Source organism: Kribbella capetownensis (assembly GCF_004331485.1).
Classification (GTDB): Bacteria; Actinomycetota; Actinomycetes; order Propionibacteriales; family Kribbellaceae; genus Kribbella; species Kribbella capetownensis.
The window spans coordinates 1,622,542-1,637,212 of the sequence record NZ_SJKD01000001.1; the positions used below are offsets into that span (position 1 = coordinate 1,622,542).

Consider the following 14,671-nt stretch of genomic DNA (forward strand, 5'->3'; position numbering starts at 1 on the left):
CCTATGTCATCACGAGGCAAGGTGTTCGGGCTCGGAGCAGAGTCGGAGTTGGCCCCGTCGGTCCGCGCGTTCCGGACGACGCTGATGCTTGCGCAGAAGCTGCGCAACGAGATGGATCTGCGCCTCCGCGAGGACGGGCTCACCACCCAGCAGGCCGCCCTGATCACCGCCGTCCAGGCGATGGGGAAGCCCTCGCTCGCCGAGGCGGCGGCCGCGCTGGGGAGCACGCATCAGAACGTCGCGCAGATCGTCGCGGCCCTGCAGCGCAAGGAGTTGCTGCAGGTCGAGCCGGATCCCGCGGACCGGCGCCGCAAGTTGCTGTCGACAACGAATCACAGTGCGGACTACTGGCGGCAGCGCGACGCGGGTGACTTCGCGGCCGTGGCCGACTGGTTCGCCGACCTCAGTCCGGCCGAGCTCGAGACGTTCTGCGAGCTGTCCGATCGCGTGATCGCGAGGCTCGACAATGCTTAAGGCAGCGCTCGGCAGTACGGCGTTCTTCTTCGCCGCGCCATGTGTGGTGGGTGGACTGATCCCATGGGCGGTGAGCGGGTGGGCTGCGCCTCGGTTCTGGCCGGGCTTTGTCGTGGTGGCGGCCGGAGCGTTCGTCGTACTGCGTGCCTTCGTGCGGTTCGTCCGCGAAGGGCACGGGACGCCGGCGCCGGTCGCGCCGACGGAGGAGTTGGTCGTCGGTGGTGACTACCGCTTCGTGCGCAACCCGATGTACGTCGGCGTGGTGACCGCGATCCTCGGACAGGCGCTCCTGTTCCTCGACCCGTGGGTGCTGACGTACGGCGTACTCGCGTGGGCCGTGATGGCGGCGTTCGTGCGGTGGTACGAGGAGCCCGTCCTGCTCCAGCGGTACGGCGCGCAGTACGACGCGTACCGCCGGAGCGTGCCGGCGTGGGTGCCGCGGTTCAGACGCTGATGCTGTTGCCGTCCTTGTCGCGGAAGAGGGTGAGCGGCATCGGGCCACGGTGGAGGATGTGTGGGATGTCTGCCCAGGGGAGCAGCGGCTCGGTGGCGTTGAGGTTGCGGAGGCGGTTGAGCGCCTTGTCCGACGGAGTGGACAGAGTGGCCACGGTCGCGGCGCTGTAGGGGAGATAGTCCTCGGCGGGCTGCGGGCGGAACTCCGGGTCGTGCCGCTTCATCAGGATGCAGGTGCGGTCCGGGTCGAGCAGTTCGGCGTCGACGGTCCAGTAGGACAGGCCGCCCGGTCCGACCCGGCCGGAATCGCGCAGGGCGTCGAAGATCGGCGCGGGGTGGACCGGGGAGAGGAAGACGACGTCGGCCCAGCGGCAGCCGAGTGGCGGCACCGGGTTGTCCATCGCCGCAGGGCGGTAGGAGTACTTGCGGGCTTCGCGCTCATAGAGGTCCGGGTGGAGATCGCGGAGCAGGTTCATCGGGAGGACGGCGGTGCCGCGGAAGCCGCGGATGGCGGCGCGGTACAAGAGTGTCTGCATACACGAAAGCCTCCGAACGGCGGAAGGTCCGCTGTCGGAGGCTACGTAGTGACTTTATCAGTCCGAGGGGGTCGTGGCTGCCCGTTCAGGCAACTTTCTGCAGAACTGCAAGATTTCAAGGTTAATAGTTTGCAGTGAGTGCAAGTTTGTTTCTAGTCTGGTCCGGTGAGGCACGCAGAGGGTGGGTTGCGGGAACGGAAGAAGCGGGAGACGCGGGCGGCGCTGGCCGAGGCCGCGTTGCGGCTCGCCCTGGACAAGGGCCCGGACAACGTCACGGTCGAGGAGATTGCCGAGGCCGCGGACGTGTCGGTGCGCACCTTCTTCAACTACTTCCCGCACAAGGAACACGCGATCCTCGGGCGCAACCCCGAGCATCTCGAGCGGGCGCTGGACCGGATGCGGACCGCGCCGGCCGCGGAGTCGCCGCTGACCACGATGTGGTTCGTCGTCGACGACGTACTGCGGGATCTCGAGCGCGAGGGCGAGTTGTCCCGGCGAGGGGAGCTGATCATGTCGTCGCCGAGCCTGGTGTACCAGCTGATGATGTCCAGCTTCGAGGACGAGCGTCTGCTCACCGCCGGGCTGGCCGAACGGATGGGCGAGCCGGGCGGCTCGGTCCGTGCGGCGCTCATCGTCAGTGCCTCCGGCGCGGCCTGCCGGGTGGCGATGGAGCTGCACAAGACCGCACCGGAACGGTCCGTCCGCGACCTCGTCGCCGAAGGATTCCACGTACTCGCCGACGGCCTCGACCCCGGCTTCGCCCCGACCGTTCCTGACGACACCACGACCAACCACACCATGCCCGAAGAACAGGAAGGTCCCTCATGACGACGACCTCTTCGCCCACGCCCGAGTCGGCGCCGGGTGAGGTCACCGAGAGCACCACTACAACGTTGACCCCGCGCCAGACCATCCAGGCCATCTCGGGCCTGATGATGGGCATGTTCGTGGCGATCCTGGCCGGCACGGTGGTCTCGACCGCGTTGCCGCGGATCATCCACGACCTCGGGGCCAGCCAATCGTCGTACACCTGGGTCGTCACCCTCGAGTTGCTGACCATGACGGCGACAGTGCCGTTGTGGGGCAAGCTCGCCGATCTCTACAACAACAAGCTGCTGGTCCAGCTCTCGCTGTGCTTCTTCGTGGTCGGCTCGCTGGTGGCCGGCTTCGCCCCGAACATCGAGGTACTGCTGGGCAGCCGGGTTCTGCAGGGGCTCGGCGCCGGTGGTCTGACCGCCCTGGTGCAGATCGTGATGGCGGCGATCATCCCGCCGCGTGAGCTCGGCCGGTACTCCGGCATCTTCGGCGCGATCTTCGCTTCGGCGACCGTCGGCGGACCGTTGCTCGGCGGCTTCCTGGTCGACTCACCGCTGGGCTGGCGGGCCTGCTTCCTGATCGGCGTGCCGTTCGTGCTCGCCGCGATCGTGCTGCTGCAGCGCACGCTGAAGCTGCCGACGGTACGCCGGGACGTGCGGATCGACTGGTGGGGTGCGTTCCTGATCACCGCCGGAGTGAGCACGCTGCTGGTCTGGTCGTCGTTCGCCGGCAACAAGTTCGAGTGGGCGTCGGCGTGGAGCTTCGCGCTGGTCGCGGTGGCTCTGGCGCTGCTGGTGACGGCTGTGATGGTCGAGCGTAAGCACCCGGAGCCGATCATCCCGATGGACCTGTTCCGCAACCGCACGGTGACGCTGTCGATCGTCGCCAGCATGCTGGTCGGTGTCGCGATGTTCGGCGGGTCGGTGTTCCTGGCGCAGTACTTCCAGATCGCGCAGGGCTACTCGCCGACGAAGGCCGGGCTGATGAGCCTGCCGCTGATCCTGGGCATGATGGTCGCGTCCACGATCGCGGGTGGGCTGATCACGAAGTACGGCAAGTGGAAGATCTACCTGGTGACCGGCAGCCTGCTGCTGCCGATCGGGCTGGCGCTGTTCGGCACGATCGACGCGCACACCTCGAAGTACATGCTGTGGGGCTTCATGCTGGTGCTCGGTGTCGGCATCGGTCTGGTGATGCAGAACCTGGTGTTGGCCGCGCAGAACGACGTACCGGCCAAGGAACTGGGTGCGGCCACGTCGGCGGTCAGCTTCTTCCGCAGCATGGGCGGCACGATCGGGGTCAGCGTGCTCGGCGCGATCCTGGCGAACAAGGTCACCGAGACGCTCAACCCGGGTGGTGCGTCGTCCGGCGGCAGCAATGCGGTGCCGAACATCGCGGAGTTGCCGGAGCAGGTCCGGACCGTCGTCGAGAACGCGTACGGCGCGGCGACCGCCGACCTGTTCATGATGTCGGTGCCGTTCGCGGTGCTGGCGCTGATCGCGGTCCTGTTCATCAAGGAGAAGCCGCTGCTGACCACCTCGGGTGCGGAGCGCCGCGCCAAGGAGGAAGCAGTCCAGGACGAGGTCTGACGGAGGTGCTGGCAAGCTGGACGCATGATCGTTGCATTCAGCATCAGCCCTTCCGGCGGTGACGAGACCGGAGGTGTGAGCCAGGCGGTGGCCGAAGCCGTCCGCGTGGTCCGCGCCTCCGGTCTACCGAACGAGACCAACGCGATGTTCACCAACATCGAGGGCGAGTGGGATGAGGTGATGGCGGTGGTGAAGCAGGCTGTGGATGCGGTTGGCGCTGTCTCGCCTCGGGTGAGTCTGGTGTTGAAGGCGGACATCCGGCCCGGGTACACCGGCCAGCTGACCGCGAAGGTCGAGCGGATCGAGCAGGAGCTAGCCGACTAGGTTCAGGATCCGGATCACCTCGTCGTACCGGTTCTCGCGCTCGGCGTCGCGGAGGAAGCGGACCCGGTTGACCAGGATCTCGTCGGCGTCCGGCTGGGTCTGGAACAGGTTGACGGACTCGTCGAGGTACTCGTCCAGCGGCATCCATTCCGGGTCCGGTTCGTGGCCCATCAGGTTGGTCTGGACGGCCGGCGGGACCAGTTCGATCACCTGGAGACCGGTGTCCGCGAGCTGGATCCGCAGGCTCTGCGTGTAGCTGTGCACCGCCGCCTTGGTCGCGCTGTACGTCGGCGTGGCGACGAGCGGTACGAACGCCAGCCCGGACGAGACCGTGACGATCGCGGCGTCGGACTGCTTCAGCAGGTACGGCGTGAACGCGGTGATGGTCCGGATCGTGCCGAGGAGATTGATGCCGATCGTCTCCTCGCTCGTCGCCAGGTGGGCGGGATCGTGCAGATCCTCGGCCCGCATGATGCCGGCCATCGTGACGACCACGTTGAGGTCCGGGTGCTTGCCGGTGACGGTCTCGAAAGCCGCGGCGATCGAGTCCGGGTCGGCGACGTCGAGGGGGATGCCCTCGATGCCGTCCTCCGCCGCGATCCGGTCGAGCAGGTCCTGGCGGCGGCCGCTGATGATCACGGTGTTGCCGAGGTCGCGGAACTTCCGGGCCAGCCCGAGGCCGATCCCCGACGTACCGCCGGTCATGAAGATGGTGTTGCCTGTGGTTCTCATGTCTCCAGGCTGGGATCGGATGCAGACGGCAACCAGGCTCGGCTCAGCCTCTGTTCGGCAAGCAGTGGATAGCGGCGGCTGGTTCGAGACACTGGAGGCATGGAGTATGCCGACCTGTCCGATTTCCTGCGTAAACGTCGCGAGGCCCTGCAGCCCGAGGACGTGGGGATGCCCCGCGGCCGGCGTCGTCGTACGCCGGGACTCCGCCGCGAGGAGGTCGCCGCGCTGGCTTCGATGTCGGCCGACTACTACAGCCGGCTCGAAGGCGGTCGGGGTCCGCAGCCTTCGGCCGAGATGCTGGGTTCGATCGCCCGCGCGCTCCGGCTGACGCTGGAGGAGCGCGACCACCTGTATGTGCTCGCCGGGCACGGTACGCCGCCTCGTACGACGGGGACGTGTCACGTCGACCCGGGAATGCTGCGGATTCTCGACCGGCTGCAGGACACGCCCGCGATGCTCCTCAACCGCTGCGGCGAGACGCTCGCGCAGACGCCGGCGCATGTCGCGTTCGCCGGCGAGCAGACCAACTACGAAGGCATGGCGCGCAGCGAGTTCTACCGCTGGTTCGCCGACCCCGACTCGCGCTATCTGTACCGCGAACCGGAGCTGTCCACGCACAGCCGGATGCTGGTCTCGTGGTTGCGCTCGGTCGCCACGGCCGACGGACCCAAGTCGTACGCCGCCTCGATGGTCCGGACCCTGCGGAAGCTGAGTCCGGAGTTCGACGAACTCTGGGACGCGCACGAGATCGGGATCGCGCACAGCCGGACCAAGCGCTTCCAGCACCCGGTCGTCGGCGAGCTCGACCTGTACTGCGAGGTGATCGACAACCGCGACCAGCAGCAGACCCTGGTGGTCTTCACCGCGGAACCCGGGAGCGAGAGTGCCGAGAAACTGCGGTTGCTGGAGGTTGTCGGCAGTCAGTCGATGAGCTCTGGACAGGACTTTGATCCAGAGTTAATTTAAGTCCTGAAATTTCATAAGTCCCGCGCATAACGTCCCGCACCGGAAAGGGCCGCCCCCATGCTTTCCGATCGCTTCCGCCTGCCCGCGTTCCTGCTCGCCGCCGTGCTCGCGCTGGTGCTGCTGGTCAGCAGCCTCAGCAGCACGCCCGCCACCGCTCAAGTTCAAGCCAACTTCACTGTGTTGGCGTTCTACAGCGGCACCTGGGATGCCGCGCACATCGACTTCGAGAAGGAGGCGAACCAGCGCTTCCCGCAGTTCGGTGCGCAGAACGGGTTCAACTACACCGCGACGAACAACTGGGACCAGCTGAACAACCTGAGCGCCTCGCAGTATCAGGTGGTGATGTTCCTGGACGACTCGCCGCACACCGACGCGCAGCGGACCGGGTTCCAGCGCTACATGGACAACGGCGGCGCGTTCTTCGGCTTCCACGTGTCGGCGTACAACGACGCGAGTGGCGGCTGGCCGTGGTTCAACAACACCCTGCTCGGAACCGGCCGGTTCCAGTCGAACACCTGGGGCCCGACCGCCGTCACGCTGAAGGCCGAGAACCGTTCGCACCCGGCATTGGTGAACACGGAAGCGACGTTCCGGTCCTCGGTGAGCGAGTGGTACAGCTGGCAGAACGACCTGAGGAACAACCCGAACATCCAGATCCTGGCCTCGATCGACCCGTCCAGCTTCCCGGTCGGCACCGACCCCGCGCAGACCTGGTACAGCGGCTACTACCCGATCATCTGGACGAACAAGAACTACAAGATGATCTACGCCAATTTCGGCCACAACGCGATGAACTACGAGACCAACACCCGGCTCTCGTCGACCTTCGACAGCCCGGCGCAGAACCAGTTCATGATGGACGCGCTGAAGTGGCTGGCCGGCGCCGGTACGACGCCGCCGGTGGACCAGCCGTCGCCGACCGCCTGGTACAAGGTCTCGAACAAGGCCAACGGCAAGTGCGTCGACGCCCGGGCCGCCGGTGTCGCCAACGGCACGGTGATCCAGCAGTACAGCTGCAACACCACGCAGGCACAGCAGTTCCAGTTCCAGCCCACGTCGGGCGGCTTCACCCGAGTCAACAATCGTAACGACGCGACGAAGGTGATCGACGTGACCGGGGTGTCCGCCGCCGACAACGCCGGCCTCCAGTTGTGGACGTACAGCAACGGCGACAACCAGCAATGGCAGGCCGTCTCCGAAGGCAGCGGCTACTTCCACCTGGTCAGTCGCCACAGCAGCAAGTGCTTGACCGTCCCCAACGGCTCGACCGCCGACAGCACCCAACTCGTCCAACTCACCTGCAACGGAGGCACGGCACAGTCCTTCCTGCTGACGATGGTGTGACCCATCGACTAGGTTGCCGCGCATGAGAATCCTGCGTGTGGCCGCTGTTGCGGCAGGAGGTCTGCTGTTGATGTCTCAGCTCGTGCCGGCCCAGGCGAGCACCGGTTCGTCGCACCACTCGCCGTCGTATCAGTGGAAGGCGACGCCGACTGGGAGTACGGCGCAGTTCCGCGGGCTGGCCGCGGTCAGCAAGGACGTCGCCTGGGTTGGCGGGACCGAGGGCACGGTGCTGCGGACTGTCGACGGCGGGCGGCACTGGCAGAACGTCAGCCCGCCCGGTGCGGAGGCACTGCAGTTCCGCGACGTGGAGGCGTTCGACGCCAAGCGCGCCGTGGTGCTGTCGATCGGGACCGGCGAGGACTCGCGGGTGTACCGGACCGCGGACGGTGGCAAGACCTGGACCGAGACGTTCCGCAACACCGATGCGGACGCGTTCTACGACTGCTTCGCCTTCAACGACGACCGGCACGGCCTGGCGTTGAGTGACCCGGTCGACGGCAAGTTCCGGATCGCGGCGACGTCGGACGGCGGCAAGTCGTGGAAGGTCCAGTCGAACGAGGGGATGCCGGCCGCGTTGCCCGGTGAGTTCGCGTTCGCGGCCAGCGGGACATGCCTCGTCGCCGGACACGGCCGGTCGGCCTGGTTCGCGACGGGTGGCGGTGACCGGCCGCGCGTATTCCGGACCTTCGACGGCGGGCGGCACTGGAAGGTCTCGGACTCGCCGATGGCCAGTGGCGCGGCCGCGGGCATCTTCAGCCTCGCGTTCCGCGGTCCGCTGTTCGGCGTCGCGGTCGGCGGCGACTTCGAGAAGCCGACCGAAGCGGTGAAGGCCGCGTCGGTCACGTACGACGGCGGCCGCACCTGGAAGCTGGTCCCGGCCGACAAGGCACCGAAGGGTTATCGGAGTGGATCCCACTTCGTGCCCTGGTCGCCCGCCACCGTCATCGCGGTGGGACCGTCCGGCAGCGACGTGAGCTTCGACGGCGGGCGCAGCTGGAAGCAGTTCTACGACGGCAGTTTCGACAGCGTCGAGTGCGGCGGTCACGGCTCCCAGGCGGGTTGCTGGGCCTCCGGCGCGAACGGCGCGGTCGCACGCCTCGTGCACTGACGTTCACGCCGGCGACACTCTGAAGGCGGGTCCGACAGCTCCATGCCTACTGCGCGGCACTCGGCACGGCACCTCCTCGCTACGGCATGGAACTATCGGACACGCCAGGCCATGCGGGTGTCGCCGGTTTTCCGGAAAGATGGGTGCATGCGTAAATTGCTGACCGTGCTTGTGGGGCTGCTGATGGTGGTACCGACCGTTGCCGCGGCACAGCCTGCCGCCGGCCGCCCGGACCGGCCGTTGACGGTGATGACGTACAACATCCACCACGGCGCCGGCATCGACGGCGTCCTCGACCTCGAGCGGATCGCCCAGCTGATCGAGCAGTCCGGCGCCGACGTGATCGGGCTGCAGGAGGTCGACCGGCACTGGGACGTGCGGAGCAACTGGGTCGACCAGCCGGCCTGGTTCGCGAAACGGCTCAAGATGCACTACGGGTACGCCGCCAACCTCGACCTGCCGCCGGTGAACCCAGGCGAGCCGCGCCGCCAGTACGGTACGGCGATCCTGTCGAAGTACCCGCTCAAGGACTTCACCAACACCCTGCTCCCGCTGTACCCGACCGGTGAGCAGCGCGGGCTGGCGGTCGCGACGGTCAAGGTCCGCGGCGCCGAGCTGCGGTTCGCGAACACGCACCTGACCAGCAACAACAACGCGGAGCGGCTGGAGCAGGCGCAGAAGGTGGTCGAGCTGCTCGGTACGTCGAAGACGCCGACGCTGCTCGTGGGCGACCTGAATGCGACGCCGGAAGCGCCCGAGATCAAGACGCTGACCGCCGTCCTGAACGACACCTGGACCGAGGTCGGCGTCGGCCCGGGCTACACGATCGAGGCCGGCAACCCGACCAAGCGCATCGACTTCCAGCTGCACAGCGCCGGCCTGTCCCCGACGAAGGCCTCGGTCCCGGTCACCCCGGCCTCCGACCACCTCCCGGTGCTGGCCTCGTTCACCCTGCACTGACCTCCCCGGACCTCTACGGCGTCCATCGGCTTCGGCCGGTGGGCGCCGTTTTCTGTGCTCCCAGCAGCGGTCCGACTACAGCTCGTGTGAAATTACAAGCTTGTAGTTTGTCAAGTCGACACGCAGGTGAAACAAAGTTACTTGTGTGAAAGCTGTTCCCAATGGGGCTCCAGGCAACTAGTGTCACGTATGAGGTCCAGATGGACCAAAAGTTCACGAACCCTGGGGAAGGGGTTCGTGACCCGGCGGAAGGAACCACCCGATGCGGACCCCCTCGCGGGCCAGGTCCGGCGGACGGGTCGCGGGCACTGGGAAGACCGGCAGGGCGCTGCTCTCCGGGGTGCTCGCGGTCTGTCTGGCCGGCTCGATGGCCGTCAACCCGATCCAGGCCGATGCAGCCAAGCCGAAGCCGCCGGTGATTCCGTCCAAGGCCGCCGTCGAGAAGGCCAAGCAGGCCGCCGCCGCGAAGGCCGGCCAGGTGGCCGGGATCGAGCAGCAGCTCGCCACCGCGAGCGCCCGGCTCGAGCAGTTGGGCGTCGCGTCCGGGATCGCGGACGAGGCCTACAACGGTGCCGTCTACAAGTTGCAACTGGCCAAGACCGAGGCGGCCGCCGCGGCGGCTCGGGCGGCCAAGGCGCAGAAGACCCTGACGACCCAGCGACAGCAGATCGGCCGGTTTGCCGCCGCGTCGTACCAAGGTGGTGGCGACGTGGCGAAGATCGCGCCGCTGTTCACGGCCGAGGGTCCGCAGGACTTGCTCGACTCGGCCGGCGCGGCGCGCTCGGTGTCGACCGCGATGCAGGGGTCGTATCTGCGGTACACGGCGAGCCAGGTTGTGACGAATCTGTTCAAGGTGCAGGCCGACCAGGCCGTCGCCAAGGTGAAGAAGGCGACCGACGAGGCCGCCGCGGCGAAGAAGGCGGCCGAGGCCGCGGAGGCAGCGCAGGCCTCGGCGGTCACGGCGATGGGCGTCCAGCGCAAGCAGGCGATCGCCCAGCTCGCCGTCCTGCAGAACACGTCGATCCAGGTGGCCGCCCAGAGGCAGCGGGGACTCGAAGAGCTTGCGCGCCAGCGAGCGGCCGCTCTCGCCGCGAAGAAGGCCGCCGAACTGCGCCGCAAGATCGCCGCCCGGGAGGCCGCCGAGCGGGCCCGGGAAGCGGCCGAGAAGGCGCGGGAGGAACGCGAGGAGCGGGAAGAGGCGAAGAAGAACCACGGCAAGAAGCCGCCGAAGCACAAGCCGGACCGGCCCAGCCGGGACGACAACGGCGGTTCCCGCAAGGGTGCGCAGGCGGCGATCGACTTCGCGCTCTCCCAACTCGGCGACATGTACCTGTGGGGCGGGACCGGGCCGTCGCGGTGGGACTGCTCCGGACTGATGATGGGCGCCTGGAAGCGGGCCGGGGTCCAGTTGCCGCACTACAGCGTCGCGCAGTACGAGCAGGTCCGGCACATCGACGAGGACGAGTTGCGGCCCGGCGACCTGATCTTCTGGTCGGTCAACCCGAACGACCCCGGCACCATCCACCACGTCGCGATGTACCTCGGCGACGGGCGGATGATCCACGCACCGCGGACCGGCAAGCCGGTGCAGGTCGCGAGCGTCTACTACTGGGAGCCGCCGGACTTCTTCGGCCGCCCCTGACAGGTGTCCCCGGCAACCATCAGGTGCCGGGGACCTCCATTTCCCTAGACCAGCCGGTGTCCGCCGTCGGCGTGCAGGACGGTGCCAGTGATGAATCCATTGCGCAGCAGGGCGATGATCGCGTCCGCGATGTCCTTGGTCCGGCCGATCCGGCCGGCCGGGAGGCGGGCGGCCATCGCGGCCAAGGTGTCCGCGGCCGCGTCACCGGCGACGACCTGCCAGATCGGCGTGTCCACCCAGCCAGGGGACACCACGTTGACGCGGATCGGAGCCAGTTCGACGGCCAGCGCCGAGGCGAGTGACGCGAGTGCGCCGTTGAGTGCGGCGACCAACGATGCCCCCGGCCCGGGCCGGTACGCCGCGATGCCCGAGGTGAACACGATCGAGCCGCCCGGTTCGAGTGCCGGTGCGCCGTGCTTGGCGAGCAGCAACGGACCGAACAACTTGGAGTCGACCGCGGATCGCCCCGCCTTCACGTCGTACTCGCTGATCGGTTGGTAGGCGCCGCTGACGTCGGCGGCGGTGGTGACGATGTGGCTGATCTTGCCCGTGGTCGCGAAGAGCCGCTCGATGTCTTCCTCGACACCGATGTCCAGGGCAACGGTCCGTACGCCGAGCTCGCGGCGTACTGCGTCGAGTTTGCCGGTGGAGCGGCCTGCGACGGTCACTTCGCTGCCTTGGGCAACGAGTTCCGCGGCGAGCCCGCGGCCCATCCCGGAGCTTCCACCGACGATCACGACGTGTTCTGTTGACTGCACTCTTTCTCCTTCGACGGTTGACTTCGAGCCAACCAGCTCAGGAGTCAGGTCTCCACGACTTGTTGCCTAACCACCGTTAGGCCAGGGCTAACAGTCATCGCCCGGAGCACCGGGTTGTGCGAGTCTGTCCGCCAGATCGCGGCGTACCGGGTGACCAGCGGGCGGCCGCACAACGGTCGCCAGACCACGTCCGGTGTCGCGGCGCGGCGGGAGCCGAGGCTGATCGCGTCCCGGCGGACGAGCAGGGCGGAGCGGAGCTGGGAGTGGCTCATGCTGATGTCGCTGAGCCTGATCCGGTCGCCGAGCCGGCGGAGCGCGTCGTCGTAGAACTCCGGTGCGGCGGCACGCGGGATCCAGATCAGCTCCAGTCCGGCGAGGTCGTCGAGGCTGAGCTCCGGGCTCGACGCGAGCGGATGCGTGGCCGCCAGCAGAACGCCGAGCTCCTCGTCGGCCAGGTGCTCCGATGTCGTTGCTGCGGGCAACGTCAGGGGCGTGCGGACCAGGCCGAGGTCGATCTCGCCGGCAGTGAGCATCCGGACCTGCTCGGTGGTCGTGCCGGCCTCCAGGGTGACCGTGCTGTTCGGGAAGCGTTCGGTGGCGAGCTGTTCGAGGGCCGCCGGCAACCACCCGGGGATGCCGTTGAGCAGGCCGAGCCGGAGTACGGGTTCGTCCAGGCCGGCGGCCCGGCGGGTGTCCTTCAGTGCCAGGCCGGCCGCCTGGATCGTCTCGCGGGCCCGGGCCAGGAAGACCTGCCCGGCGGGCGTGAGCTCGACGCCACGGCTGTGCCGGATCAGCAGCGTGGCGCCGATCTCACGTTCGAGTTGCTTGATCTGCTGGCTCAGCGTCGGCGTGGAGATGTACAGCCGCTCGGCGGCGCGGCCGAAATGCAGTTCCTCCGCGACGCTCACGAAGTACCGCAGTTGCCGAAGCTCCACGCCTTGATTCTAAGGCGGTTCAGGGCGTGGCGATGAGTCGTCCGAGGTTGGTCCGGGCGTCGAGGGTCTCATGGATGCGGACGACGTCGGCGAGCGGGTGCGTGGCGTGCACCATCGGGCGGAGGTCGCCGGACTGCCAGCGGCGGATGACCTCGGCGACGTCCTCGCGGGCCCCGTCCGGGCTGGCCAGGCGCCAGCCCATGACCGAGACGCCGGTGACCGACCGGAGGCCGAACAGGCTGCTGGCCGGAATCGTCGGGAGGGCACCGCTGATACCGCCGTAGGTGATCATCGTGCCGAGTGGTTTGACCAGATCGAGGCTCTGGTCGAAGACTGTTCCGCCGACGGCGTCGAGGGCGGTGCTCACGCCCTCGGGTGCGAACTTGCGGACCTGCGCCGGCCACTCGGGATCGGTCAGGTCGACGGCCTCGGCGCCGAGCGAGCGGATGAAGTCCAGCCGGGCCGCGGACGACGCGGTGCCGATGATCATCGCCGGGTCGAACGACCGCGCCAACTGGACGGCAAGGTGGCCGATGGTGCCGGCCGCGGACTGGATCAGAACGGTGCCGCCGGCCGGGATCCGGCCGGCTTCCAGCAGGCGCAGGGCCAGCGGCGCCGTCATCGACATCATCGTGGCTTCGCCCGCGTCGGCGTGGTCGGGGACGGGTGCGATGAAGTCCGTGTCGAGGACGACGTACTCGGCGAACGCGTCCTCGGACAGGCCCGCCACGCGGTCGCCGACAGCGACCCCGGAGGTGTCCGGACCGAGCGCGGTGACGTGGCCGACGACATCACCGGTGAGCCGGCCGGGCAGCGGGCGGTCCCAGGGAGTGTTGCCGCGGCGAAGGACGGCGTCGATGGCGTTGGATCCGATGGCCTCGACCTCGACCAGGACCTGACCGGTGGCGGGCTCGGGTACGGCGACCTCCTCGAGTCGCAGGACCTCGGGGCCGCCGTACTCGTGGTAGCGCACTGCGCGCATGAATGCTCCAAATCGTGGGAGTTGTAAATAATGGGAGATGCCCACGATAACGCCAACCAAGGCCGCTGCCAATAGAGTTGATCGGGTGAAGAAGTCGCCGAACCATCGTCTGGCCGACCGGGTGCTGTGGGCGCTCGGCCGGTCGAGCCAGCAGGCGCAGCGCCTGGTCCGGCAGCACATGACGGAGGCCGGCGTACGGACGCTGCACTACCACGTGCTCGCGAGCCTGGCCGACGACGGCGAGGGTGCTCAGGCGACGCTGGCCGACCGGATCGGGTTCGACCGCAGCGACCTGGTCACCCTGCTCGACGAGCTGGAAGAGCTCAAGTACGTCGAACGCCGGGTGGACCCCGCGGATCGGCGCCGCAAGATCGTGGCGATCACGCCCGCGGGGGACAAGCAACTGCTCGCGATGGACGAGCTGATCGCGGCCGCCGAGGCGGAGTTGCTGGAGCCGCTGAGTGCGAGCGAACGGAAGACCCTGCTCGGCCTGCTGCGTCGGCTCACCGCCGAGTGAACCGCCGGCGCCGGGAATCCGGGCCGGCTGGACGGCTCAGTGGGCTTCGGTCTTCAGGCGCTCGAAGGACGCAGTGATCTCGGTCTCGGCGTCGGCGCGTCCGGCCCAGGTGGCGCCTTCGACCGACTTGCCGGGCTCGAGGTCCTTGTAGACCTCGAAGAAGTGCTGGATCTCCAGCCGGTCGAACTCGGGCAGGTGGTGGATGTCGCGCAGGTGCTCCTGGCGCGGGTCGCCGGCCGGGACACAGACGACCTTGTCGTCCGGGCCCTTCTCGTCGGTCATCCGGAACATGCCGATCGCGCGCGCCTTGATCAGGCAGCCGGGGAACGTCGGCTCCGGCAGCAGCACCAGCGCGTCCAGCGGGTCGCCGTCCTGGCCGAGGGTCTCCTCGATGAATCCGTAGTCGGCCGGATACTGGGTGGCCGTGAAGAGGGTCCGGTCCAGCCGGAGCCGGCCCGACTTGTGGTCCAGCTCGTACTTGTTGCGTGTGCCCTTGGGGATCTCGATGAAGACGTCGAACTCCATACGGCAGATA

At 68.0% G+C, this 14,671-nt stretch carries 17 protein-coding genes; 11 read left to right on the forward strand and 6 right to left on the reverse strand.

What is annotated here, in order from left to right; translation table 11 throughout:
* The first annotated feature begins 3 nt into the window (after positions 1-3).
* The gene (locus E0H75_RS07985) at positions 4-474 is read left to right on the forward strand and encodes a MarR family winged helix-turn-helix transcriptional regulator (protein ID WP_131512530.1); all 471 of its coding nucleotides are present in this window, start codon (positions 4-6) and stop codon (positions 472-474) included.
* Positions 467-928: a methyltransferase family protein gene (locus E0H75_RS07990; protein ID WP_131512531.1), complete on the forward strand. Its 462-nt coding sequence runs from the start codon at positions 467-469 to the stop codon at positions 926-928. The genes E0H75_RS07985 and E0H75_RS07990 overlap by 8 nt, the downstream gene beginning before the upstream one ends.
* On the opposite strand, the gene E0H75_RS07995 is transcribed toward E0H75_RS07990, so the two are convergent.
* Positions 918-1,463: a hypothetical protein gene (locus E0H75_RS07995; protein ID WP_131512532.1), complete on the reverse strand. Its 546-nt coding sequence runs from the start codon at positions 1,461-1,463 to the stop codon at positions 918-920. The genes E0H75_RS07990 and E0H75_RS07995 overlap by 11 nt on opposite strands.
* 165 nt (positions 1,464-1,628) lie before the next feature.
* On the opposite strand from E0H75_RS07995, the gene E0H75_RS08000 reads away from it, so the two are divergent.
* From E0H75_RS08000 to E0H75_RS08010, 3 genes are read left to right on the forward strand one after another with little or no spacing between them, the layout of a single operon-like run.
* On the forward strand, positions 1,629-2,291 hold the full coding sequence (locus E0H75_RS08000; protein ID WP_131512533.1) for a TetR family transcriptional regulator: 663 nt from the start codon (positions 1,629-1,631) through the stop codon (positions 2,289-2,291).
* Complete coding sequence (locus E0H75_RS08005; RefSeq protein WP_131512534.1) at positions 2,288-3,868, forward strand: MDR family MFS transporter; 1,581 nt, start codon at positions 2,288-2,290, stop codon at positions 3,866-3,868. The genes E0H75_RS08000 and E0H75_RS08005 overlap by 4 nt, the downstream gene beginning before the upstream one ends.
* A 24-nt stretch (positions 3,869-3,892) precedes the next feature.
* Positions 3,893-4,192, forward strand: coding sequence for a thiamine-binding protein (locus E0H75_RS08010; protein ID WP_131512535.1), 300 nt, complete (start codon positions 3,893-3,895; stop codon positions 4,190-4,192).
* Here E0H75_RS08010 and E0H75_RS08015 read toward each other — a convergent pair.
* Positions 4,181-4,924 (reverse strand): SDR family oxidoreductase, encoded by a 744-nt coding sequence (locus E0H75_RS08015; protein ID WP_131512536.1) that lies wholly within the window; start codon positions 4,922-4,924, stop codon positions 4,181-4,183. The genes E0H75_RS08010 and E0H75_RS08015 overlap by 12 nt on opposite strands.
* A 99-nt stretch (positions 4,925-5,023) precedes the next feature.
* On the opposite strand from E0H75_RS08015, the gene E0H75_RS08020 reads away from it, so the two are divergent.
* From E0H75_RS08020 to E0H75_RS08040, 5 genes are all read left to right on the forward strand, one after another.
* A complete protein-coding gene (locus E0H75_RS08020; RefSeq protein ID WP_131512537.1) occupies positions 5,024-5,890 on the forward strand; it encodes a helix-turn-helix transcriptional regulator in 867 nt (288 codons plus the stop codon).
* Positions 5,891-5,947: 57 nt separating this feature from the next.
* Positions 5,948-7,234: a ThuA domain-containing protein gene (locus E0H75_RS08025; protein ID WP_131512538.1), complete on the forward strand. Its 1,287-nt coding sequence runs from the start codon at positions 5,948-5,950 to the stop codon at positions 7,232-7,234.
* A 22-nt stretch (positions 7,235-7,256) separates the two neighbouring features.
* Positions 7,257-8,342: a WD40/YVTN/BNR-like repeat-containing protein gene (locus E0H75_RS08030; protein ID WP_131512539.1), complete on the forward strand. Its 1,086-nt coding sequence runs from the start codon at positions 7,257-7,259 to the stop codon at positions 8,340-8,342.
* Between the two features lie 147 nt (positions 8,343-8,489).
* Positions 8,490-9,302, forward strand: a complete 813-nt coding sequence (locus E0H75_RS08035) for an endonuclease/exonuclease/phosphatase family protein (protein WP_131512540.1) — start codon at positions 8,490-8,492, stop codon at positions 9,300-9,302.
* 262 nt (positions 9,303-9,564) lie between these two features.
* Positions 9,565-10,944: a C40 family peptidase gene (locus E0H75_RS08040; protein WP_131512541.1), complete on the forward strand. Its 1,380-nt coding sequence runs from the start codon at positions 9,565-9,567 to the stop codon at positions 10,942-10,944.
* Positions 10,945-10,988: 44 nt separating this feature from the next.
* Here the strand turns inward: E0H75_RS08040 and E0H75_RS08045 are convergent, their stop codons facing one another.
* From E0H75_RS08045 to E0H75_RS08055, 3 genes are read right to left on the reverse strand one after another with little or no spacing between them, the layout of a single operon-like run.
* The gene (locus tag E0H75_RS08045) at positions 10,989-11,702 is read right to left on the reverse strand and encodes an SDR family oxidoreductase (protein WP_202872857.1); all 714 of its coding nucleotides are present in this window, start codon (positions 11,700-11,702) and stop codon (positions 10,989-10,991) included.
* A 44-nt stretch (positions 11,703-11,746) separates the two neighbouring features.
* Entirely contained in the window at positions 11,747-12,637 is an 891-nt protein-coding gene (locus E0H75_RS08050) for a LysR family transcriptional regulator (RefSeq protein ID WP_131512542.1), read from the reverse strand.
* 19 nt (positions 12,638-12,656) lie between these two features.
* The gene (locus E0H75_RS08055) at positions 12,657-13,619 is read right to left on the reverse strand and encodes a quinone oxidoreductase family protein (protein ID WP_131512543.1); all 963 of its coding nucleotides are present in this window, start codon (positions 13,617-13,619) and stop codon (positions 12,657-12,659) included.
* An 85-nt stretch (positions 13,620-13,704) separates the two neighbouring features.
* Here E0H75_RS08055 and E0H75_RS08060 point away from each other — a divergent pair, with 85 nt between their 5' ends.
* Positions 13,705-14,136 (forward strand): MarR family winged helix-turn-helix transcriptional regulator, encoded by a 432-nt coding sequence (locus E0H75_RS08060; RefSeq protein ID WP_165553507.1) that lies wholly within the window; start codon positions 13,705-13,707, stop codon positions 14,134-14,136.
* A gap of 36 nt (positions 14,137-14,172) precedes the next feature.
* Here the strand turns inward: E0H75_RS08060 and E0H75_RS08065 are convergent, their stop codons facing one another.
* Positions 14,173-14,661: an inorganic diphosphatase gene (locus E0H75_RS08065; protein WP_131512545.1), complete on the reverse strand. Its 489-nt coding sequence runs from the start codon at positions 14,659-14,661 to the stop codon at positions 14,173-14,175.
* Positions 14,662-14,671: the final 10 nt, after the last annotated feature.